The sequence below is a fragment of the Actinomadura chokoriensis genome (assembly GCF_041463665.1).
GTDB lineage: Bacteria > Actinomycetota > Actinomycetes > Streptosporangiales > Streptosporangiaceae > Spirillospora > Spirillospora chokoriensis_A.
Window position 1 is genome coordinate 557,592 of sequence record NZ_JAXCEJ010000001.1, and the last position, 22,129, is coordinate 579,720.

Below are 22,129 nucleotides of genomic sequence, written 5' to 3' on the forward strand. Positions count from 1 at the left end.
TGGGGGTGACCCCAAGGGCTTCCGCTATCTCTACCGTTTTAGTCGTACCCCTACGACCTTGATTAAGGAAGCCCCATGTTCGCTCGGCTCGCGCGCTTCGTCGTGAGACATCCGTGGTGGACGATCGTGGCGTGGCTCGTCGCCGCGGTCGTGATCATCGCCTTCTCCCCCAAGCTCACCACCGAGTCCGACCAGGGCGACTTCCTGCCCTCTAAATACGAGTCGGTCCAGGCGATGAACATCGCCGAGAAGGCGTTCCCGCAGCAGGAGGACACCTCCTCGCTGATCGTCGTGAAGCGCACCGACGGGCAGCCGCTGACCGCACAGGACACCGCCAAGGTGACCGAGGCCGCCAAGTCGCTGAGCGCCCACAAGCCGCCGACGGTGCTGAACTTCATGACCGGGCCGCAGACCGTCGCCCCGAACAAGGCCGTCCAGGTGATCATGGTGCCGATGAAGGGCACCTCGATGGCCGACAACGAGAAGCAGGGCGACGCGGTCAAGGAGATCCGCAAGGACCTGCCCGGCCTGCTGCAGGGCAGCGGGCTGGAGGCCAAGGTCGGCGGTGACGTGGCCGGGTTCGTCGACAACGAGGACTCCTTCAACAAGTCCTTCGAGATCGTCGGCATCGCCACCTTCGTGCTGATCATCGGCCTGATCCTGCTGATCTTCCGGGCCCCGCTCGCGGCGGTGCTGCCGATCGTCGTGATCATGGTGACGATGCAGGTCGCGATGGGCCTGATCGGCGTCGCCTCGAAGATCTTCGGCTTCTCCGGTGACGACAGTCTCAGCACCATCATCCTGATCGTGCTCTTCGGCATCGGCGCCGACTACTACCTGTTCCTGATGTTCCGGTTCCGGGAGCGGCTGCGCGCCGGCGACGACAAGAAGACCGCGATGATCACCGCGGTGGAGCGGGTCGGCGAGGTCATCTCCTCGGCCGCGGCCGCCATCGCCGTCACGTTCCTGGTGCTGCTGCTCGCGACGTTCGGGGTGTTCAGCGCCTGGGGCCCGTCCCTCGCCATCGCCGTCGTCGTCATGGGCATCACCTCGCTGACCCTGTTCCCGGCGCTCGTGTCGCTGCTCGGCACCGCGGTGTTCTGGCCGTCCAAGGCGTGGAAGAAGCAGCCGAAGGGATCGGTCTCCTCGGCCATCGGCCGGGGCGTCGGCAAGCGCCCGGCCATCGCCGCCGCCGCGTCCGGCCTCGTGCTGGTCGTGCTGGCGCTCGGTGCCCTCGGGTTCAAGGCCGACTACGACTTCGCCGCCGGCTTCCCGCAGGACACCGAGTCGGCCAAGGCGACCAAGGACATGGAGAAGGGCTTCCCGCCCGGCCTGACCACCCCGGTCCAGGTGTTCATCAAGTCCGACGGCGGGCAGCCGATCACCGAGCAGCAGCTCTCGTCCTTCAGCCAGACCGCCAAGAGCGCGCCCGGCGTCGGGGCGGTGCAGCAGCCCGTCCCCGGCCAGGACAAGTCCGTGGCCCGGGTCGACCTGGTGCTGAAGACCAACCCGGCGTCCAACGAGGCGATCAGCCTGGTCAAGGACGAGCTGACGCCGGCCGTGCACAAGGCGGCCCCGGAGGGCACCCACGCCTACGTCGGCGGCGCGACGGCGATCTTCGCCGACATCAACGCCGTCAACAACCGCGACCTGTCGGTGATCCTGCCGGTGGCGGCGGTGCTGATCGCGGTGATCCTGGCCCTGCTGCTGCGCTCGATCGTCGCCCCGATCTACCTGGTGATCGCCGTCCTGCTGGGCTTCGCCGCGACGCTCGGCTCCGCGGTGTACGTCTTCCAGGGCGCGATGGGCGATCCCGGCGTCACCTTCCAGTTGCCGATCATCCTCTACCTGTTCGTGCTGGCCATCGGGACCGACTACAACATCCTGATGACCGCGCGGCTGCGCGAGGAGGCCAAGGAGGGCAACGAGCCGCGCCAGGCCGCGGCGCTGGCCGTCCAGCACGGCGGCCCGACCGTCGCCGCGGCGGGCCTCATCCTGGCCGGCACGTTCTCGGTGATGATGCTCGCGCCGGTCTCGATGCTCAAGCAGATGGGCTTCTCCGTCGCGATCGGCATCGCGCTGTCGGCGTTCGTCATGTCGACGTTCCTGGTGCCGGGCATCACCGCGCTGCTGGGCCACAAGGCCTGGTGGCCGGGGCACGGCGACGAGCCGAAGAAGCGGATCCCCCCGTCCGACACGCGGGAGGACGCCGTCCCGTCCGGGTTCCGCCAGTAGGGACCCCCTAGCCGTCGGGTTGCGGAGCCCGGCCCGAAACGCCGCCCACGGCCGGCGCTCCGCAACCCGGCACAGCACGGTGCCCGAGCACAGCGAGGGCATCGTGCGCTTTTCCAGGAGGGGTGGGAGGTCGTCCCCTCCACACAGGCGAGAGCGCCCGGAGATCACCGCGATCTCCGGGCGCTCGCCGTTCCGGGTCAGGTGGTGGACGCGGCCAGGAAGGCCAGGAGGTCCTGGCGGGTGACGAGGCCCTTCGGCTTGCCGTCCACGAGGACGACCGCCGCGCCGGACTTCTCCAGCACGCCGACGGCCTTGCTCACCGGCTCGCCGTAGCCGAGCGTCGGCAGCGGCGGCGCCATGTGCAGCTCGACCGGCTCGGACATCTTGGCCTCGCCCTTCACCATGATGTCGAGCAGGTCGGTCTCGCCGACCGAGCCGACCACCTCGGCCGCCATGACCGGCGGCTCCTCCTTCATCACCGGGACCTGCGACACGTCGTACTCGCGCATGATGGAGATCGCGGTCTGCACGGTCTCGTGCGGGTGGACGTGCACGAACTCCGGCAGCGTGCCGCCCTTCCTGGTGAGCACCTCGCCGACCCGCGCCTCCTCGGTGTTCGGGGTGAGGAAGCCGTAGTCGGCCATCCAGCCGTCGTTGAAGATCTTGCCGAGGTAGCCGCGGCCGCCGTCCGGCAGCAGCACCACGATCACCGCGTCCGGCCCGGCCCGCTCGGCGACGCGCAGCGCGGCGACCACGGCCATCCCGCAGGACCCGCCGACGAGCAGCGCCTCCTCGCGGGCGAGCCGCCGGGTCATGAGGAAGGAGTCCTTGTCGGACACCGCGATGACGTCGTCGCAGATGTCGCGGTCGTAGGTCTCGGGCCAGATGTCCTCGCCGACGCCCTCGGTCAGGTAGGGACGTCCCGAGCCGCCCGAGTACACCGAGCCCTCCGGGTCCGCGCCGATGATCTGCACCCGGCCGCCGGACACCTCCTTGAGGTAGGCGCCGGTGCCGCTGATGGTGCCACCGGTGCCGATGCCCGCGACGAAATGGGTGATGCGGCCCTCGGTCTGCTCCCACAGCTCCGGGCCGGTCGTCTCGTAGTGCGACCGCGGGTTCTGCGGGTTGGTGTACTGGTTCGGCTTCCACGCGCCGGGGATCTCGGCGGCGAGCCGGTCCGACACCGAGTAGTAGGAGTCGGGGTGCTCGGGGTTGACCGCCGTCGGGCAGACGACGACCTCGGCGCCGTACGCGCGCAGCACGTCGATCTTGTCCTTGCCGACCTTGTCGGGGCAGACGAAGACGCAGCGGTACCCGCGCTCCTGCGCGACGATGGCGAGGCCCACCCCGGTGTTCCCGGACGTCGGCTCCACGATCGTGCCGCCCGGCCGCAGCTCGCCGGACCGCTCGGCCGCGTCGATCATGCGGACCGCGATCCGGTCCTTCACCGACCCGCCGGGGTTGAAGTACTCCACCTTGGCGAGCACCTGCGGCCGCAGGCCCTCGGTCACCTTGCGCAGTCGAACGAGAGGGGTGTTGCCCATCAGCTCGACGAGCGAGTCGTGTACGTGCACCGCGACTTCCTTGTCGTTCAGTGTGTTGATCTGAGCGTTGCGTCCCTCTTCCGCCGCCGGTTACGCGCGGGAACGGGCACGGCTCCGGAAGGTTTCCCGCATCGACGGTAGCCGAGATCGGCCTCCGCAGGTATCGGCGCCCTTCGCGGCGGGTAGGAACTTAATCACGGAGGGTCTAGGCAGCATGTTGAGAGCATTCACCGCGCGGCGGATCGCGGCGGCCGCGGCCTACGGCGGAGGGGGCATCACCGCCCTCGGCGGGATCACGTTCGGTCTGCTCGTGATGGAGGCCAGGCTCGCCCGCAGGATCATCCTGGCGACGCCGAACGGCGACCCGCCGGCGGCCGACGGCCTGTACGGCGAGGGCCAGGACGGCCCGCCGCTGTCGCTCGTCATGCTCGGCGACTCCACGGCCGCCGGCCTCGGCGTGCACGTCCCGGACGAGACGCCCGCGGCGCTGCTCGCCGTCGGGCTCTCGGCGCTCGCGGGCCGGCCGGTCCGGGTGACGAACGTGGCCCGCCCCGGCTCCCGCTCGCACGCGCTCGGCGGCCAGGTGGACCGGGCCCTGCAGACGCGTCCGGACATGGCCGTCATCATGATCGGCGCGAACGACGTGACCGGGCGGGTGCCGCCCGCGGAGTCCGTCCGGCATCTCGGGTACGCGGTGGAGCGGCTCCGCGCCGCGGGCAGCCACGTCGTGATCGGCACCTGCCCCGACCTCGGCTCGGTCAAGCCGCTGATGCCGCCGCTGCGGTGGTTCGCGCGCCGCGCCTGCCGGCAGCTCGCCGCCGCGCAGACGATCGCCGCCGTCGAGCGCGGCGCCCGCTCGGTGTCGCTCGGCGACCTGCTCGGCCGCGAGTTCGCCGCCGACCCGCGCTCGATGTTCAGCGAGGACCGCTACCACCCGTCCGCCCGCGGCTACGCCGCCGCGTCGGCCGCCGTCCTGCCGGCGATGGCGTCCGCGCTGGGCCTGGAGCACGACCTCGCCGGGAGCGTCCTGCCCGTCTCCATGGCCGCCGCCGAGGCCGCCGAGGAGGCCGGCACCGAGGTCGCCGGCGCCACGAAGGACGGCAGCACGCAGGGCCCGCGGGGCCGCTGGGCCGCCCTCCTGCGCCGCCGCGACGTCGCCTCCGCGGACGGCGCTCCCGCACCGGCCGCCCCCGACCCGGCGTGACCGCGGGCCCGGGACCCGGGACGGGCCCGAGTAAGTCAGCGCTTATTGGACTCGCCGTCGATTGAGCCGGGGGCCGCCGTGCACGGGGCGGCGACCAGCGGTTACATTGGCCGGGTGACCGGTGAGTAAGTTGACACCCTTTCGGCCGCTGAACAGGAGAATCGTTATGCCCGAGGCAGTCATCGTCGCGACCGCGCGCTCGCCCATCGGCCGCGCCTTCAAGGGCTCGCTCAAGGACATCCGGCCCGACGACCTCACCGCGCAGATGATCACCGCCGCGATGGCGAAGGTCCCGCAGCTCGGCCCGGACCAGATCGACGACCTGCTGCTCGGCTGCGGGCTGCCCGGCGGCGAGCAGGGCTACAACATGGCCCGCGTCGTGTCCATCCTGCTGGGCTGGGACAACGTGCCCGGAGCCACCATCACGCGGTACTGCTCGTCCTCGCTCCAGACGACCCGGATGGCGCTGCACGCGATCAGGGCCGGCGAGGCCGACGTGATCGTCTCGGCCGGCGTCGAGACCGTCAGCCGGTTCGCCAAGGGCAGCAGCGACGGCCTGCCCGACACGCAGAACCCGCTGTTCGCCGACGCCCAGTCCCGCACCGCCAAGGCGGGCGAGGGCGGCGCGCCCGTATGGCACGACCCGCGCGAGGACGGCACCCTTCCCGACATCTACATCGCGATGGGGCAGACCGCCGAGAACGTCGCCGGGCTGCGCGGCGTCAGCCGCCAGGCCCAGGACGAGTTCGGCGTCCGCTCGCAGAACCTCGCCGAGAAGGCGCTCGCCAACGGCTTCTGGGAGAAGGACATCACCCCGGTGACGCTGCCGGACGGTTCCGTCGCGGCCAAGGACGACGGCCCCCGTCCCGGCACCACCTACGAGAAGGTGTCGCAGCTACAGCCGGTGTTCCGGCCGGACGGGACCGTCACCGCGGGCAACTGCTGCCCGCTGAACGACGGCGCCGCCGCGGTCGTCGTCATGAGCGACACCAAGGCCGCCGAGCTCGGCATCACCCCGCTGGCCCGGATCGTGTCGACCGGCGTCACCGGCCTGTCCCCCGAGATCATGGGCCTCGGCCCGGTCGAGGCGTCGAGGCGCGCGCTGGCCCGGGCCGGTATGACGATCGACGACATCGACCTCGTCGAGATCAACGAGGCGTTCGCGGCGCAGGTGCTGCCGTCCGCCGAGGACCTCGGCATCGACCACGACAAGCTGAACGTGAACGGCGGCGCGATCGCGGTCGGCCACCCGTTCGGCATGACCGGCGCCCGCATCACCTCCACGCTCCTCAACGGGCTGAAGTTCCACGACAAGCAGTTCGGTCTGGAGACCATGTGCGTGGGGGGCGGCCAGGGCATGGCGATGATCCTGGAGCGCCTCTCCTAGCCGATCGGGCGGTGGCCCGTGCGAGAGCGCCCTCGGGCGCCTTCGTGCGGGCCACCTGCGCTTTTCCGGAGGGCATCCCCGCTAAGAATGATCTACTTAACGCAAAAGATAGGTACGCGTTAGGGTCTTGTCACATGCGGAGAGGTGTTGCAGAGTCAGCAGGAAGAGCCCCGCGACCTGGAGGTGCCAATTGTCACTGAACCACTCGCCGGAGACGCACACCAAGCTGATCGCCCGCATTCCGCAAGTCACAGGACGTGACATCCCCGAGTGGTTCACCACGATCGAGAACGGCCCCTCGTTCACCCGCTGCGAGGAACGCAGCTCGTGGCTCGCCGACGAGCACAACCTCTCGCACGGCTACGCCTCGGCGCTGGTGCGCGAGCACGAGCGCGCGCGCCGCGCACGCCACTACTGAGGCACGCCGCCACCGAGGCACACCCCTACTGAGGGCCGTCCCCGGCTCCGTACGGACCCGGTGGGATCCCGCCAGCGGATGCCCCCGCCGTCGTGCCGCCGTGTCGCCACGACCCTGGCGCGGAGATCCCACATGGATCAGCCCCGCACCGTCCGGCGCGGGGCTGATCACTGCGGCGGCCTGGTCGGGGCCGCTGAGGCGGCTAGTCGCGTCCGCTGAAGTAGCTGAGCAGCCGCAGGATCTCCAGGTAGATCCACACCAGGCTCAGCACCAGCCCGAACGCGCAGTACCACGCGAACTTCTCCGGCGCCCCCTGCCGGACGCCCTGCTCGACGGAGTCGAAGTCCAGCAACAGGAAGAAGCAGCCGACGAGGATCGCGACGACGCTGAAGACGTAGGCGAGCGGGCTGCCCGGGTCGCGGATGCCGATGCCCTGGTCGCCGCCGAACAGGTGCACCAGCATGTTGACGATCATCAGCCCGATGAGCGCGGCGCCGGCGGCGATGACGAACTTGGCGAACTTGGGCGTCACCCGGACGATGCGCAGCGCGTAGACGGCGAGCGTGGCGCCGAACGCGAGCGCCGTGCCGATCACGGCCTGGAACACCACGCCGTGGTAGAGGTCGTTGTAGGCGTGGCTGACGATGCCGACGGCGACGCCGTAGACCGCCGCGAAGGCCAGCACCATCGGCGCGTTCGCCTTGCGGCCGAACGTGATGAACGCCCAGATCCCGATCTCGGCGATCAGCGCGACGACGAGGACGGGAACGGCGATCTCGGTGGGCACCAGCACCCAGGCGAGCGCCGCGGTGATCACCAGGGTGACCAGGGTCAGGAATCCGCGGACGACGACGTCGTCCATGGTCATCGGCCGGGTGGCCGGCGGCGCGTACCCGGGCGCCTGGTAGCCCGGCGCCCCGTACTGCTGCTCCCCGTACTGCTGCGTCCCGTAGCCCGGCGCGCCGTAGGCCGCACCTCCGGTCCGCTGATCGAAGGCGTTCCCCCGGAACGCGGGGTTTCTACTCTCCATCAGAGTCTCCACTTTCGGCCGACGTGGCCCCCCAGTGTAAGCGCGAAACCCTCGCTTGATCAGCCCTGACCCTCGCGAGCCGGCCCGGCCGCGCACGCGAGGGCGATGCCCTCGCACCGGGGGCCAGGGGTGGCCCCCGGGCTCACGGCGCGGCCACCGCGACACCGATCGAAGATCGGCGAGTGGCGTATCTCGAGTGCCCCTGGTCGGACTCGAACCGACACAATGGCTCTTTTAGGGAGCCTGCCTCTGCCATTGGGCTACAGGGGCGGCGTCATCATATCGAGTCAGGGGCTGACGACGGCGCTTCCTTTTACGGGGTTGGGTAATGCGGCCGGGTTCGGCCAGTTTCACTCCGGGAGTCAAGAAGCGCCGAGCGCCCCCGGCTCGGCCCTCCGGGCCCAGCCGCCCGGATCCAGCCTCTGCGGACAGGGTCACGCGGTCACGTTCTCCGTCGCCCTGCCCGCGGCGAGCTCGAATTCCTCGCGCGGCCGTTCCAGCTCGGCCAGGGAGACGATTTCCCGCCGGAAGAAGAACGCGAGAGTCCAATCCATGGTGATTCGGAACTTGCGGTTGACGGTCGGCATCCGCGACAGATGGTACGTGCGGTGCATGAACCAGGCGGGCAGGCCGCGCAACTGGAGCCCGTAGACATTCGCGACGCCCTTGTGCAGGCCGAGGCTCGCCACCGAGCCGACATAGGCGTGCTTGTACGGCCTTCTCGGCTTGCCGCGCACGTCCGCCGCGATGTTGTCGCCGAGCCGCCGCGCCTGCCTGACCGCGTGCTGGGCGTTGGGCGCGGTGAACTCGCCCTTGCCGCTGAGGTCGGGGACGGCGGCGTTGTCGCCCGCCGTGTACGCGTCCTCCACCCCTTCGACGGTCAGTTCGGCGGTCGCCTTGAGCCGTCCCTTCTCGTCGAGCGGCAGATCGCTGGCCTGGAGGACGGGATGGGGTTTCACGCCGGCGGTCCAGACGAGCGTGCCGGCCTCGAACTCGTCACCGTCGCTCAGCACGATGTGCCGTTTCTCGGCGGACTTCAGCAGCGTCTTCAGCTTCACCTCGATGCCGCGGCCGCGCAGGGCGGCGGCGGTCCAGCGGCCCATCTCCGGGCCCACCTCGGGCAGGATCCGGTCGGTCGCCTCCACCATCATCCAGCGCATCTCGCGCGCGTCGATCGTCGGGTACCACCTGCACGCGTCCCGCGCCATGTCCTCCAGCTCGGCCATGGCCTCGACGCCCGCGAACCCGGCCCCGACGAACACGAACGTCAGGGCGCGCCTCCTGATCCGCTCGTCGCCCGGGTTCGCGGCGGCGATGTCGAGCTGGTGCAGGACGTGGTTGCGCAGGAAGATCGCCTCTTCGACGGTCTTGAAGCCGATCCCGCACTCGGCGAGCCCCGGGATGGGCAGCGTGCGCGAGATGGAGCCGGCCGCGACGACGAGCATGTCGTAACCGAACTCGCGCTCGGCGGCGCCGTCGGTCCCCGCCCCGGCCGGGCGGACGGTGAGCCGCTTCGTCGCGTGGTCGATCCGCGTCACGAATCCGTTCACGATCCGGCAGCGTCCGAGGACCTTGCGCAGCGGCGCGACGACGTGCCGCGGCTCCAGGTTCCCCGCCGCCGCCTCGGGAAGGAACGGCTGGTAGGTCATGTAGGACTGGGGGTCGACGACGGTGACCGCGACCTCGCCGCGGCGCATCTCGCGGCGGAGCTTCTTCTGCAGGCGCAGGGCCGTGTACATGCCGACGTACCCCCCGCCGACGATCACGATCTGCTTCGCGGATCCCCCGCCCGGCGCCGAGGCGCCGGGCGGGGGATCCGTCGGAACCGATGTAGAAGACATGCTCGGAGCGATACCCGCATGCCCGGCATGCGAACTTAATGGCCCTTTCCGGCATCTCATCGGATGCACCACCAGAGAAGACGGCGGGGCCAGGGCCCGACGGGGGCGCCAAGCGGCCGAGGGCGGCCGACCGGAACAGGGGCCGGTCACACGCCCCGGCCGCTTGGCCAAGGCCCTGCCCCCGCCGTCACTGTCATTCGCTCCGTGGCATTCGCGCGGTGTCATCCGCCCGGTGTCATTCGCCCGGTGTCACTCGCTCCGTGGCATTCGCGCCGTGGCATTCGCGCCGTGAACCCGGAGCCTCGCTAGCGGTAATCGCGGGCGCGGGCGAGCACCGCGTCCAGCATCTCCTCGGTGACCCGGCCGGTGAACGTGTTCTGCTGGCTCGGGTGGTAGCAGCCCAGCAGCAGCACGGGATCGCGCCGCGCCACCGAAGGCGGCGGCACCAGCTCCGCCTCCGCGCCGTGGCCGAACTTCGGCCTCGGCCGCGGCACCCCGTAACCGGCCTGCTGGAGCGCCGGCCACACGCCCTGCCAGGCGAAACCGCCGAGGCACACGACACAGCGGACGCTCGCCGCGACCATCTCGACCTCGCGGGCCAGCCACGGCAGGCAGGTCGTGCGCTCCAGCGGCGTCGGCTTGTTGTCAGGCGGCGCGCAACGGACGGTCGCCGCCACCCGCGCCCCGATGAGCCGCTGCCCGTCGCCCGCGTGGACGCTGGTCGGCCGCGACGCCAGCCCCACCCGGTACAGGGACGCGAACAGCCAGTCGCCCGACCGGTCGCCGGTGAAGATGCGCCCGGTGCGGTTGCCGCCGTGCGCCGCCGGGGCCAGCCCGACGATCAGGACGCGCGGCTCCGGGTCGCCCCAGCCGGCGACGGGACGGCCCCAGTACTCCTCGTCCGCGAACGCGCGGCGGCGCTGGACGGCGACCTTCTCCCGCCACGCCACCAGCCGGTCGCACGCGCGGCACACCGACTGGCGGGCGCACAGCTCGTCCAGGCCGGACGCCCCCGCGGCCAACTCGACGACCTCGCCGGTGCCGTGCGCGACGGGCGTGTCCGGTGTCGCGGGATCCTCCGGCCAGCCCGAGCCGGGCGGCACGAAGGGGGCGTTGGCGGCCTGCATACCATCGATCGTCCCACGCCACGGGCCGTGACCGGGTTCCGCCCATGGCGGGTGCGGAACCCGGCGCGATCGGTACGATGCGTTCGCCGGTCGGGGAGACGGGTGTCCGGCGCTGCCATTGCGCGAAGCGGGAGGCACGAGTGTCGCAACCGGGCTGGTACCCCGACCCCTACGGCACCGGCGGCCTGCGCTGGTGGGACGGCCGGACCTGGACCGAGCGCCTCAACCCCGAGTCGGACCGGCCGCCGCGGCCGCGCCCGGCGCGGCGGGAACGGCCCCCTGCCCGCGAGGACGCCGGAACCCCCTACGCCGCGCAGCACGCCCAGCACCCGCAGCACACCCAGCACCCGCAGCAGGCGAGCTGGGACCACGCCCCGTCCTTCCAGGGCCTGGACGTGAAAGTGCGCGGCCTGCACCTGTACGCCGACGAACAGGGCGTCGCCTACGGGAACGCGTCGCTCACCTGGCCGCGGGTGGAGTGGGTGGCGTACTGGGCGGCCGAGCGCCCGGCCGGATCCGGCCATCTGGCCGGCACGCAGTGGATCTTCCAGGCGGGCCGGTTCCCGTTCCGCGGCGGCCCGCGCGTCGAGGTGGTGGTCGAGCCGGACGCCGTCCCGGGCCGGGACGGCGAGCCCGAGCACGTCTGGGGCCGGCTGATCCAGCTCTGCCAGGAGCACGCCGAGCAGCGGCTGGTCGCCGAGCTCGCCGGCCGCGTCCGGGCCGGCGACTCCGTCGACGTCGCGCAGGGGCTGACCGTCCATCCGGGCGGGGTGCGCGGCAACCGGGTGTCGCTGAGCTGGTCGTCGATCTCCGGCGCGGTCGTCGACCGGGGCCGGGTCTGGATCCGGCAGGCCAGCAGCAGCTCGCCGATCCTCTACGTCCCGCAGCAGAACCCGAACGCGGTGCTGATCCCGGCGTTGCTGGCGCAGCTCAACGGCTGAGCGGCCGCACGGGGGCTCGGCGCGGGCGTCAGAGCAGCGACCAGGCGATGCCGTCCAGGATGTCGTGCTCGCTGACGACGACGGCGCCGAACCCGTACTCCCGCATGATCCGGTCCAGGATCAGCGCGCCCGCGCCGATCACGTCGACGCGCCCGGGGTGCATGACGCCGATCCCGGCGCGCTCGGCGCGGGTGGCGTGCAGCAGCCGCCGCGTCACCTCGTGCACCTGGGTCGCGGTGATGCGCGACAGGTGGATGCGGGACGCGTCGTACTCCGGCAGGTCGAGCGCGATCCCGGCGACCGTGGTGACCGAGCCGGCGAGGCCGACGAGCGTGCGCGCCTCGTCCACCGGGACCCGCTCGCGGACGGCGGCGAGCGCGGCGTCGATGTCGGCGACGGCGTTCGAGATCTGCTCGGGCGAGGGCGGATCGTCCTTCAGGTGCCGCTCGGTCATCCGCACGCAGCCGATGTCGATCGAGCGGGACGCGCCGGCCGCGGAGCTGCCGAGGACGAACTCGGTGGAGCCACCGCCGATGTCGACCACCAGGTAGGGGCGGGCGGGACGCAGCTCCGCCAGCTCGCGGGTGGCGCCGAGGAAGGACAGCTCGGCCTCCTCGTCCCCGCTGACCACCTCGGGGACGACGCCGAAGATGTCGACGACGCCGCTGACGAAGTCGGCCCGGTTCGCGGCGTCGCGGGTCGCGCTGGTCGCCACCACCCGGGTCTTGATCGGCCCGTATCCGGCGCCGCCGCCGTGTCGCTCGATCAGCTCGGCGTAGCCGCGCATCGCGGTGAAGGTCCGCTCCAGCGCGGCGGGCGAGAGCCGCCCGGTCTCGTCGACGCCCTCGCCGAGCCGGACGATCTCCATCCGGCGCTCGACGTCGGTCAGCCGCCCGCCGCCCTCGCCGGGGTCGATGTCGGCGATCAGCAGGCGGACCGAGTTCGTCCCGCAGTCGACAGCGGCGACGCGCGTCACTCGTCCTCCTCCGGTTCGGTCCGGTCGCACGACCCGGGCTCGGCGTCCTCCGGCTGGACACAGGGGCCCGAGCGCCACCATTCGGGCAGCGCCTCCAGGGCCTCGCGGCCGAACGGGTTCACGCCGGGCACGGCCAGCTCGTGCGCGATCAGGGCGTGCAGGCACTTGACGCGGCCCGGCATGCCGCCCGCGCTCTGCATGCCGGGGGGCAGCGGCTCGATGCCGTCCTCGCGGGCGGCGTCGTCCCGGCGGCGGAGGTAGTCCTCGTGGGCGGCGGCGTACTCCTTCTGGAGGGACGGGTCGCCGGCGAGCCTCGCCTGCATCTCCCGCATGACGCCGCTGCCCTCCAGCGTCCCGATCGCCGAGGCGGCCTTCGGGCACGTCAGGTAGAACAGCGTGGGAAACGGCGTCCCGTCGGGGAGCCGCGGCGCGGTCTCGATCACCGCGGGCAGCCCGCACGGGCAGCGGCTCGCCACCGCGCGGACCCCGCGCGGCTCGCGCCCGAGCTGGGCCGCGACGGCGGCCGTGTCACCTGCTTCGATCATCTGTCCCCACCCGCGAGTCAGCGCGGCCGGTCGGCGGCCTCCACCGACCGCCACAGGGTCTCGTACCAGGGCGGCCTGCTCGGCGGTCCGCCCCGGTGGGTCTGGCGACCCTCGCCCCCGCTGCCGTCCAGCACGATGTAGCACTTTACGTCAGGACGACAGTAATGCAGTCTCCGCGTGGCCTCACGCTCAATGTACGACTTATCACCCAGTTGTTGCTTGCGCCGGGCGAGTTCCTCGACCTGCGCGCGGGCGAGGGCCTCCTTGTGCCGCAGGTCGGCGATCTCCTTGCGCTGGGCGATGTACTCCCGGACAGGGTAGGCGAGACTCAGCGCGATCGCGCACACCACGACCGCGAGGATGGCGGCGCGGCTGGTCAGCGCCGGATTGCCGCGGCCGCCCGCGGCCCCCTGCCCATCGGCCGCGTCGTGGTCGCCCGGGTCGTGGTCGCCCGGGTCGTGCCCGGCTCCGGAGCCCGCCCGGTCATCGTCTTGCGCCATCGTGTCCCTGCCTCCGGCTCGGCCGCCCGTGACCCCGCGGCGGGAAGCGCCCGCGCCGCGGGGTCACCGGCCGCTGCTCAACCCCGCGCGTCGAAGCGCGGGAACGCGGCCGCGCCCGCGTAGCGCGCGGCGTCGTCCAGCAGCTCCTCGATGCGCAGCAGCTGGTTGTACTTGGCGACGCGGTCGCTGCGGGCCGGGGCGCCGGTCTTGATCTGGCCGCAGTTGGTCGCGACGGCCAGGTCGGCGATCGTGGTGTCCTCGGTCTCGCCGGACCGGTGGCTCATCATGCACTTGTAGCCGCTGGTCTGCGCGAGGGAGACGGCGTCGAGGGTCTCGCTGAGCGTCCCGATCTGGTTGACCTTGACCAGCAGCGCGTTCGCGGCGCCGGCCTTGATGCCGCGGCCGAGCCGCTCGGGGTTGGTGACGAACAGGTCGTCGCCGACGAGCTGGACGCGGTCGCCGACCGCGGCGGTCAGGCCCTCCCAGCCGGCCCAGTCGTCCTCGTCGAGCGGGTCCTCGATGGAGACGAGGGGGTAGTTGCCGAGCAGCTCGCCGTAGTAGGCGGCCATGTCGTCGGCGGACCGCTTGGTGCCCTCGAACGCGTACTGGCCGTCGGCGTGGAACTCGGTGGCGGCGACGTCCAGGGCGAGCGCGATGTCGCGGCCGGGGGCGAAGCCCGCCTTGCGGATCGCCTCCAGGATCAGGTCGAGCGCGTCCCGGTTGCTCGGCAGCTCGGGCGCGAAGCCGCCCTCGTCGCCGAGGCCGGTGTTCAGGCCCTTGGACTTCAGCACCGACTTCAGCGCGTGGTAGGTCTCGGCGCCCCAGCGCACCGCCTCGGCGAAGGTGGCCGCGCCGATCGGCGCGATCATGAACTCCTGGATGTCGACGTTGGTGTCGGCGTGCGCGCCGCCGTTCAGGATGTTCATCATCGGGACGGGCAGCAGGTGCGCGTTCGGGCCGCCCACGTAGCGGAACAGCGGCAGCCCCGCGGAGTCGGCGGCGGCCTTGGCGACGGCGAGGCTGACGCCGAGGATCGCGTTGGCGCCGAGCGCGGACTTGCCCGGGGTGCCGTCCAGGTCGACGAGGAGCTGGTCGATCAGCCGCTGATCGGACGCCGGGTAGCCGACGAGCTTCTCGTCGATGGTCTCGTTGACGGCCTTGACCGCGCCCCGGACGCCCTTGCCGCCGTAGCGCTCACCGCCGTCCCTCAGCTCGACGGCCTCGAACCGGCCGGTGGAGGCGCCGCTCGGCACGGCGGCGTGCGCCTCGGTCCCGTCGGCGAGCAGGACCTCGACCTCGACGGTCGGATTGCCGCGGGAGTCGAGGATCTCCCGGGCGAGTACGGCCTCGATCGACGACACGGGGAACCCCCTGAGAAATGCGGATGGTCTGGTGCGACCACCGAGCCTATCCGCGCGCCGCCCGGCCCGACCAACTGGCTCGCCGTCCGCGGGCGTTCGCCGGCTGCGGACGGAGCCCGCGACGGCGGACGGGCGCCGTCCGCCGGGCCGTCCGCGGCCGGGGCATGACCGGGTTTTACCCGTCCGCGACGGTGGCGTTTGCCCCGTTCCGGTCAGGAATCTCGGGTAACGGCAGGAACATACCCAGGAGGTCGCCATACGCATACGGCTCCGCCGGCCCTCCACGGGATTGAGCAACTGGATCTGGCGGGCCGTCCTGCGTTATCCGGAGATCCGGATGCGGGTGACGCTGACGGCCGCGCTGGTCGCACTGGTGCTGTCGACCGCGCTGTGCGCGGCGCTGCTGGTGCTCTTCAGGGAGCAGGCGGTCGAGGATACCGTGCGCACCCTGGCCCGCGACGGGCGGAAGGTGGTGACGGCGGTCAACAAGGGGCGGCTCACCAACCCGATCCTGACCGCGGACGGAGAGCTGCTCCAGGTGACGGACTCGCGGCACCGGGTGATCAGCGCCTCGCCGCGGATGCAGGGCCGCCCCCCGGTGGACTTCCCCCCGCCGGCGCCGGACGCCGACCGCATCGACGGCCACAAGTGCGGCATCGACGCGCCCGACGGGAAGTGCTACATCGTCGTCGAGTACAAGGTCGGCGACGGGCCGTCCACGAAGTACGTCTTCTCACTGGCCCGCGCCCCCGGGCTGCTGCCGCATCCACTGGGGGCGCTGCTGGTCGTGCTCGGCGTCCCCTTCATCACCGGCCTCGTCGGCTACGGGACGTGGCGGTCGGCGACCCGGGCGCTGCGGCCGGTGGACGCCATTCGCCGGGAGCTGGACGAGATCACCGCCACGGACCTGGAACGGCGCGTGCCGGCGCCGGGCCGCCGCGACGAGGTGGGACTGCTCGCCGCGAGCGTGAACGCGACCCTCGACCGCCTGGAGGAGGCGGTCGCGCGGCAGCGGGCGTTCGTCTCGGACGTGTCGCACGAGCTGCGCAGCCCGCTCACCGCGCTGCGGATGGAGGTGGAGCTGGCGCTGGCCGCGCCGGACGAGACGGACGTGCAGATCATGCTGCGGGCCGTCCTGGAGAACACCGAGCGGCTGGCGGCGGTGGTGGACGACCTGCTCGCCCTGGCCACGCTGGAGGCCGGACGGACCTTCCCGCACGAGTGGGTGGACCTCACCGAGCTGGCGGACGAGGAGGTGCTCCGCCGGCCCCGCCGCACCCAGGTGACCGTCCTGTCGGAGGGGTCGGTGACGGTGCGCGGCGGGCGCGTGGAGCTGGCGCGGCTGCTGACCAACCTGCTCGACAACGCCGACCGGCACGCGGCCGGCGAGGTGACGATGATCGTGCGCCCGGAACCGCCCGCGACCGCCGTCGTCGAGGTGATCGACGACGGCCCGGGCATCGCGCCCGAGGACCGCGAGCGGGTGTTCGAGCGGTTCACCCGGCTGGCCGAGGGCCGGCACCGCGACGCGGGCGGCACCGGCCTCGGCCTCGCCATCTCCCGGGACATCGCCGAGGCGCACGGCGGGTCGCTGATCCTCACCGACCGCATCGACGGCCGCAGCGGCGCCCGCTTCGTCCTCCGCCTCCCCATGTCCTGACGCGCGCGTCGCCCCGAGTCGGCGTCAGTACAGGCCGGCCTCAGTACAGGTCGGCGGCGGTGACGGAGACCTCGACGCCCGGTGCGGGGTCGACGCCCATCGCCTTGGCGAGCTTGCGGAACGCGCCCGCCTCGTCCGCGCGGCCCCGCCGCTCCAGGGTGCGGGCCAGCGCCTCGTGGGCCCAGCCGTTGCAGGGGTCCAGCTCGACGAGCCGGCGGAAGGCGGCCTCGGCGCGGCCGAGCTGCGCGCTGTGGAAGTAGGCGCGGCCGAGCAGTTCGGCGACGGCGCGGTTGCCGGGGTCGTCCTCGGCGATCGGGGCGAGCAGGCGGGCCGCGCCGGAGTAGTCCCCGGCGTCGAAGAACAGCGTCGCGCGCTCGAACTCCTCGTACGTGGTCATCCCGCCCCCTTCAGTTGCTTGACGCAACCCGCAACCGGGGAGGGGCGGCCTTTGTTCCCGAGCGTTTCCCGAGCGTTCCCCGAGCGCGGTTCAGGTCAGGCCGAGGGAGTCGCGGAGGCGCTCGCGTTCGGCTTCGAGGAGTTCGATCTGGCCCTGCAGCTCCTCGCGCTGGGCGAGGTACTGCCCCGAGTCGACGAAGTCACCGGCGTCGGCGGGCGGCGCGGGGAGGTCGGCCCGGAGCCGGGCGAGGGACTCGTCGATCTCACGGAGCCGGGTGCGCCGCTCGTCCTCGGGCTGGTTCATCTCGTCCTCCCGGTGGGGTACCGCCATCGCATCCCCACGGTGCATGCCCGCGGCGGACGCGTCCTCACATCGCGGCGGTCAGATGCGGAGCACGGTCTTGCCGCGCGCACCGCCCGCCCGGTTGTCGGCAAGCGCGTCGGCCGCCTCGGCCAGCGGCACCTCGCGCTCGACCCGGACCTGGAGCGCGCCCGCGTCGATGAGGTCGGAGACCCGCTCCAGCAGCGCGGCCGAGGGCTTGCCCTGGTAGTTGATGCCGCGCAGTTCCCTGGCGGCCATCGCGTCGGGGTTCACCGCCCAGGTGGTGCTGACGTACTTCCCGCCGGGACGCAGCAGCTGCGCGATGTGCTCGGCGGCGGTCGTGTCGCTGACCATGTCGAGGACGGCGTCGATCCCGCCGGAGTGGACGGCGAGCACCTGCTGGTTGAGGTCGCCCTTGGAATGGTCGACGGTCACGTCAGCGCCGAGGCGGCGCATCGTGCCGGCCATGTCGTCGCGGGCGGTCGCGATGACCTTCGCGCCCGCGCGGGACGCGAGCTGCACCACGCTCTGCCCCACGCCGCCGGTCGCCCCCACCACGAGGACGGTCTGCCCGCTGTCGACGCCGGCCTCGTCCACCACGGCGAGCGCGGTCGTGCTCGCGGTCGGCACCGCCGCCGCCTGCGTGTAGATCATCCCCTCCGGCATCTTCGCGACCGGCCCGTCCTCGCGGGCGATCGCGTACTCGGCGTAGCTGCCGAGGCCGCGCGCGGCGTCCAGGAAGGCCCCGTAGACCTGCTCGCCCTGCCGCAGGCGCCGCACGCCCTCGCCGACCGCGTCCACGACGCCCGCGCCGTCCTGGCCGAGGATCAGCGGGAACGGCACGTCGACGGAGTCCTTGAGCATGCCGTCGGCGATCTTCCAGTCGACCGGGTTGAGGCCCGCCGCGACCATCCGCACCAGGATCTCGCCGGGCCCCGGCTCCGGGCGCGGCAGGTTCATCGGCGCAGGTGTGGCGCCGTACTCGGACACGGCGATGGCTCGCATGACGATCGTCCCCCCGATCAGATCCCGACGGGGCCTGAACGCCCCCGGAGTGCTCTACCCGATCATCGGGCCGTCACACGGATCCGCAGGTCGGAGGGGTCGCCCTCGTCAGCCGGGCGGCCGCGCCGGGCCGCCGGGCAGCGGCGGGATCGTGACCGGCGGGCTCGGGGTGGACGTGCCGCCAGGGCCCGGGCCGCCGGGGCCGGGGCCGCCCTCGCCGGGCTCGCCGGGCTCCGCCGAGCCCTTGCTGACGCGCAGCCTGATCGTCGTGCCGGGCTCGGCCGGACCGGGGCCGGGGCTCATCTCGGCGACCGTGTCCTTCGCGTACCTGCCGGACTCGACCGGCTCGCCCACCTCGGTCCTGAAGCCCGCGGCGCGCAGCCTGGCGACGGCGTCGTCCAGCTTCAGGCCGCGCACGTCGGGCACCTTCACCTGGTCCTCGCCCGACCCCTTGCTGAAGTACAGCGACGGCGGGCGCTGGAACGGCGACGCCGCCGTGCCCGCCAGCGCCCCGCTCATGCTCTGCTGCCAGATCGGCGCGGGGATCGTCGCGCCGAACACGGCGCCGTAGCAGGTGCCGTCCATGCAGAGGCTGCCCATCGGGTACCGGTAGCCGCCGCGCGGATCGCCGACCCAGACGGCCGCGGCCAGCTCCGGGGTGTACCCGGCGAACCAGGCGGCGGAGAAGTCGTCGACGGTGCCGGTCTTGCCGGCGGCGGGACGGCCGATGCCCATCCCCCGCGCCGTGCCCTTGGTGAGCACGCCTTGCAGGACGAAGTTGACGGCGTCCGCGACGCCCTCGTCGATCACCCGCTCGCAGTCGCGTCCCGGCACCTTGAGCCTGCGCCCGGACGCGTCCCTGATCGACCTGATCGCGATCGGCTCGCAGTACTCGCCGCGTGCGCCGAACGCCGCGTAGGCGGCGGCGAGCCGCAGCGGGGAGACGGGGTTGAAGCCGAGCGTGAAGGCCGGGTACTGCTGCAGGGGCTTGCCGTTCGCCTGCCTCATCCCGAGGCGTTCGGCCATCTTGACGGTGTCGCAGAGGCCGACCTTCTTCTCCAGCGCGAGGAAGAACGTGTTGACCGAATGGTGGGTGCCGGTGACGATGCTGAACTGCTTGCCGCCCTCGCCGTCGGCGGCGTTGCGCAGGGACGCGCCGGGGTCGCCGACACGGTCGCCGGAGCAGTTGCGGAAGCCGACCGGGGTGAACTCGCGCGGCGCCATCAGCCGGGTGCCGAACGGCATGCCCTCGTCCAGCGCGGCGGCCAGCGTGAACGCCTTGAACGTCGACCCGGCCTGCATGCCGATGCTGGAACCGTGGCTGGCGTCGGCGGCGAAGTTGATCCAGGTCTTGCCGCGCTCCCTGTCGGGCCCGAGGTCGCGGTCGACGACCATCGCCTTGATCTCGCCGGTGCCCGGCTCGACCATCGCCTCGGCGGCGGCCTTGTGCGCCGAGTTCTTCGGCGGGACGTGCCGGTCCACGGCGCGCTGCGCGGCCTTCTGCGCCCGCTCGTCCATGGTGGTGCGGATCGTGAGGCCGCCGCGCTTGAGCAGCTTCTCCCGGTCCTTGCCCGTCTTCCCGAACACCGGGTTGGTGAGGATCTCTCGCTGCACGTAGTCGCAGAAGAACGCCGCCTTGCTGGTGACGCAGCCGCTCCGGACGTTGTCGACGTCCAGCTGGATGGGCCTGCTCCTGGCCGCGTCCGCCGTGGCCCGGTCGAGCCAGCCGAGCTCGGCCATCCGCTCCAGGACGGTGTCGCGCCGCTGCCGGGCCGCGCCGGGATGCCGGATCGGGTCGTAGGCGTAGGGGTAGCGGATGATGCCGGCGAGCAGCGCCGCCTCGGGGAGGGTCAGCTCGGACGCGTGCTTGGAGAAGTAGTGGCGGGACGCCGCCTCGACGCCGTAGGCGCCGTCGCCGTAGTAGGCGATGTTGAGGTAGCGGCGCAGGATCTCGTCCTTGCCGAACTTCTCCTCCACCGCGACCGCGTACCGCAGCTCGCGGATCTTGCGGGCGGCGGTGACCTCCTTGGCCGCCTCCCGCTCCTCGGCGTTGTCGGCCTGGGTGAGCAGCAGGTTCTTCACGTACTGCTGGGTGATGCCGGAGCCGCCCTGCGTCACCTGCCCGCTGCTGAGGTTGCTCGCGAGCGCCCGCAGCGTGCCCTGCATGTCGATGGCGCCGTGCTCGTAGAACCGGCTGTCCTCGATCGCGAGCACCGCCCGGCGGACGACCGGCGCGATCCGCTCGATCGGGACGTCGACCCGGTTCTGGTAGAAGAACGTCGCGATCTTCGACCCGTCCGCCGCGAGGATCGTCGAGCGCTGGGGAATCCCGGATGTCGTCAGGTCCACCGGCTCGCTGCCGAACCAGCCGGCCGCGTCGCGGGCGCCGACCCCGGCCGTGCACGCGGTGGGCAGCAGCATCAGCGCGACGAGGACGCCGGCGAGGCCGCCGAGGGCGCCCAGCCCGCGCAGCGCGCGGGCCTTCTCGGCGCGGGTCGTGGTCGGGCTCAGGACGCGGCGGCGGCGCGGCGGGGCGGGGGCACCGCCCTCTGCGGCGCGGTTCCCCGGGTCACCTTCTGCCCCGGCAGGCACGCGCTCAGGGTAGACGCGCCGTCGCGGCCAGACCACCCCATCGGCGATGTTCCGGTTGGTTCCCGGCGATTCAGGCGTGCTGCCGTCGTTCCCACGCTCGGACACGATCGCGGAATACCCGGGAAACGGCGCGCAACTCCGCCTCCGGATCGGCTCCCCGCTCCGCCGCCTCCCGGACGAGCGCGAAGAGCCGTCCGCCCAGGTCGTCCTCCGCGTCCGGCGTGAGATCGTCCGCGAGGGCGGCCGGGGCCTCCATCCGCGCGGCGCGGCGCTGGAGCTGCGCGGCCAGCGACAGCGCGGGCTGCCCCATCGGGACGCCGTCCAGCGCGGACGCCTCCGCCCCGCTCTTCGCCGCCCGCTCGGCCGCCTTGATCTGCTCCCAGTTCGCGTTGACCTCGTCGGCGCCGGAGACGGACACGTCCCCGAACACGTGCGGATGCCGGCGGACCAGCTTCTCGACGATCGCGGCGGCCACGTCGTCGATGGTGAACGCCGTCTCGTCGTCGCGCTCGGCGGCGACCACGGAGTGGAACGCCACCTGCATCAGCACGTCGCCCAGCTCCTCGCGGAGCGCGCCGACGTCGCCGGACTCGATCGTGTCGAGGACCTCGTACGCCTCCTCCAGCAGGTAGGGGACGAGCGTGACGTGCGTCTGCTCGCGGTCCCACGGGCATTCGCGGCGGAGCGTGTCCATGACCGTCACGAGGTCGAGCAGCCGCGCGCCCGGCAGGTCGTAGGAGCCGTGCAGCACCTCGACGTCCAGCGGGTCCTTGACGACGAGGTTCCCGACCTCGCGCATCAGCTCCTCGTCGCCCTCGGGCGCGGCCACCCACACGACGCCGGCCTCCCGCGCGTCGGCCACCAGCCGGACCGCGTCGGGCTCCCCGACCGTCTCCACGGCGATCCCGGCGTCGCGCAGCGAGGGCAGCAGCGGATGCCCCTCGCGGAGCCGGACGGCGGCGGCCGACCGGAGCGCGTCCCACGCCCGCCAGGTCAGCAGCCCCGGCGCGACCCGGTGCGTGGTCGCGAGCAGTGTCAGGCCCAT

Annotated in this window: 19 protein-coding genes and 1 tRNA gene; 6 read left to right on the plus strand and 14 right to left on the minus strand. The window is 72.4% G+C overall.

Annotated elements, in window-relative coordinates; genetic code table 11:
• Positions 1-75 precede the first annotated feature (75 nt).
• Entirely contained in the window at positions 76-2,235 is a 2,160-nt protein-coding gene (locus SM418_RS02680; protein WP_371938489.1) for an MMPL family transporter, read from the plus strand.
• Positions 2,236-2,432: 197 nt separating this feature from the next.
• Here the strand turns inward: SM418_RS02680 and SM418_RS02685 are convergent, their stop codons facing one another.
• The gene (locus SM418_RS02685) at positions 2,433-3,809 is read right to left on the minus strand and encodes a cystathionine beta-synthase (protein WP_371938488.1); all 1,377 of its coding nucleotides are present in this window, start codon (positions 3,807-3,809) and stop codon (positions 2,433-2,435) included.
• 184 nt (positions 3,810-3,993) lie between these two features.
• On the opposite strand from SM418_RS02685, the gene SM418_RS02690 reads away from it, so the two are divergent.
• From SM418_RS02690 to SM418_RS02700, 3 genes are all read left to right on the plus strand, one after another.
• A complete protein-coding gene (locus SM418_RS02690) occupies positions 3,994-4,983 on the plus strand; it encodes an SGNH/GDSL hydrolase family protein (RefSeq protein ID WP_371938487.1) in 990 nt (329 codons plus the stop codon).
• A 166-nt stretch (positions 4,984-5,149) separates the two neighbouring features.
• The gene (locus SM418_RS02695) at positions 5,150-6,370 is read left to right on the plus strand and encodes an acetyl-CoA C-acetyltransferase (protein WP_371938486.1); all 1,221 of its coding nucleotides are present in this window, start codon (positions 5,150-5,152) and stop codon (positions 6,368-6,370) included.
• A 190-nt stretch (positions 6,371-6,560) separates the two neighbouring features.
• Positions 6,561-6,788: a DUF4287 domain-containing protein gene (locus SM418_RS02700; protein WP_371938485.1), complete on the plus strand. Its 228-nt coding sequence runs from the start codon at positions 6,561-6,563 to the stop codon at positions 6,786-6,788.
• 202 nt (positions 6,789-6,990) lie between these two features.
• On the opposite strand, the gene SM418_RS02705 is transcribed toward SM418_RS02700, so the two are convergent.
• The 4 genes from SM418_RS02705 to SM418_RS02720 all read right to left on the minus strand — a co-directional run bounded on the left by SM418_RS02705 (position 6,991) and on the right by SM418_RS02720 (position 10,786).
• Positions 6,991-7,818: a Bax inhibitor-1/YccA family protein gene (locus SM418_RS02705; RefSeq protein WP_371938484.1), complete on the minus strand. Its 828-nt coding sequence runs from the start codon at positions 7,816-7,818 to the stop codon at positions 6,991-6,993.
• A 197-nt stretch (positions 7,819-8,015) separates the two neighbouring features.
• Positions 8,016-8,088 (minus strand) — tRNA-Leu (locus tag SM418_RS02710).
• 164 nt (positions 8,089-8,252) lie between these two features.
• Positions 8,253-9,557, minus strand: coding sequence for an NAD(P)/FAD-dependent oxidoreductase (locus SM418_RS02715; RefSeq protein ID WP_371939003.1), 1,305 nt, complete (start codon positions 9,555-9,557; stop codon positions 8,253-8,255).
• A 407-nt stretch (positions 9,558-9,964) separates the two neighbouring features.
• On the minus strand, positions 9,965-10,786 hold the full coding sequence (locus SM418_RS02720) for a uracil-DNA glycosylase (protein WP_371938483.1): 822 nt from the start codon (positions 10,784-10,786) through the stop codon (positions 9,965-9,967).
• Between the two features lie 140 nt (positions 10,787-10,926).
• Between SM418_RS02720 and SM418_RS02725 the strand changes: the two genes are divergently transcribed.
• Entirely contained in the window at positions 10,927-11,727 is an 801-nt protein-coding gene (locus SM418_RS02725; RefSeq protein WP_371938482.1) for a DUF2510 domain-containing protein, read from the plus strand.
• A 28-nt stretch (positions 11,728-11,755) separates the two neighbouring features.
• Here the strand turns inward: SM418_RS02725 and SM418_RS02730 are convergent, their stop codons facing one another.
• From SM418_RS02730 to eno, 4 genes are all read right to left on the minus strand, one after another.
• Positions 11,756-12,703 (minus strand): Ppx/GppA phosphatase family protein, encoded by a 948-nt coding sequence (locus SM418_RS02730; protein WP_371938481.1) that lies wholly within the window; start codon positions 12,701-12,703, stop codon positions 11,756-11,758.
• Positions 12,700-13,248 carry a DUF501 domain-containing protein gene (locus SM418_RS02735; protein ID WP_371938480.1) on the minus strand — a complete coding sequence of 183 codons (549 nt, stop codon included), beginning with the start codon at positions 13,246-13,248 and terminating at the stop codon, positions 12,700-12,702. Before SM418_RS02735 ends, SM418_RS02730 begins: the two co-directional genes overlap by 4 nt.
• 17 nt (positions 13,249-13,265) lie before the next feature.
• The gene (locus SM418_RS02740) at positions 13,266-13,748 is read right to left on the minus strand and encodes an FtsB family cell division protein (protein ID WP_371938479.1); all 483 of its coding nucleotides are present in this window, start codon (positions 13,746-13,748) and stop codon (positions 13,266-13,268) included.
• Positions 13,749-13,825: 77 nt separating this feature from the next.
• Positions 13,826-15,109, minus strand: a complete 1,284-nt coding sequence (gene eno / locus SM418_RS02745; RefSeq protein ID WP_371938478.1) for a phosphopyruvate hydratase — start codon at positions 15,107-15,109, stop codon at positions 13,826-13,828.
• A 289-nt stretch (positions 15,110-15,398) separates the two neighbouring features.
• Between eno and SM418_RS02750 the strand changes: the two genes are divergently transcribed.
• On the plus strand, positions 15,399-16,769 hold the full coding sequence (locus tag SM418_RS02750) for a sensor histidine kinase (protein WP_371938477.1): 1,371 nt from the start codon (positions 15,399-15,401) through the stop codon (positions 16,767-16,769).
• A gap of 40 nt (positions 16,770-16,809) precedes the next feature.
• Here the strand turns inward: SM418_RS02750 and SM418_RS02755 are convergent, their stop codons facing one another.
• The 5 genes from SM418_RS02755 to mazG form a co-directional block, all read right to left on the minus strand.
• Positions 16,810-17,166, minus strand: a complete 357-nt coding sequence (locus SM418_RS02755; protein WP_371938476.1) for a tetratricopeptide repeat protein — start codon at positions 17,164-17,166, stop codon at positions 16,810-16,812.
• Positions 17,167-17,256: 90 nt separating this feature from the next.
• Positions 17,257-17,496 (minus strand): hypothetical protein, encoded by a 240-nt coding sequence (locus tag SM418_RS02760; protein WP_371938475.1) that lies wholly within the window; start codon positions 17,494-17,496, stop codon positions 17,257-17,259.
• A gap of 51 nt (positions 17,497-17,547) precedes the next feature.
• The gene (locus SM418_RS02765) at positions 17,548-18,492 is read right to left on the minus strand and encodes an NADP-dependent oxidoreductase (RefSeq protein ID WP_371938474.1); all 945 of its coding nucleotides are present in this window, start codon (positions 18,490-18,492) and stop codon (positions 17,548-17,550) included.
• 108 nt (positions 18,493-18,600) lie between these two features.
• The gene (locus SM418_RS02770; protein ID WP_371938473.1) at positions 18,601-21,084 is read right to left on the minus strand and encodes a penicillin-binding protein; all 2,484 of its coding nucleotides are present in this window, start codon (positions 21,082-21,084) and stop codon (positions 18,601-18,603) included.
• A gap of 70 nt (positions 21,085-21,154) precedes the next feature.
• On the minus strand, positions 21,155-22,129 hold the full coding sequence (mazG, locus tag SM418_RS02775; protein ID WP_371938472.1) for a nucleoside triphosphate pyrophosphohydrolase: 975 nt from the start codon (positions 22,127-22,129) through the stop codon (positions 21,155-21,157).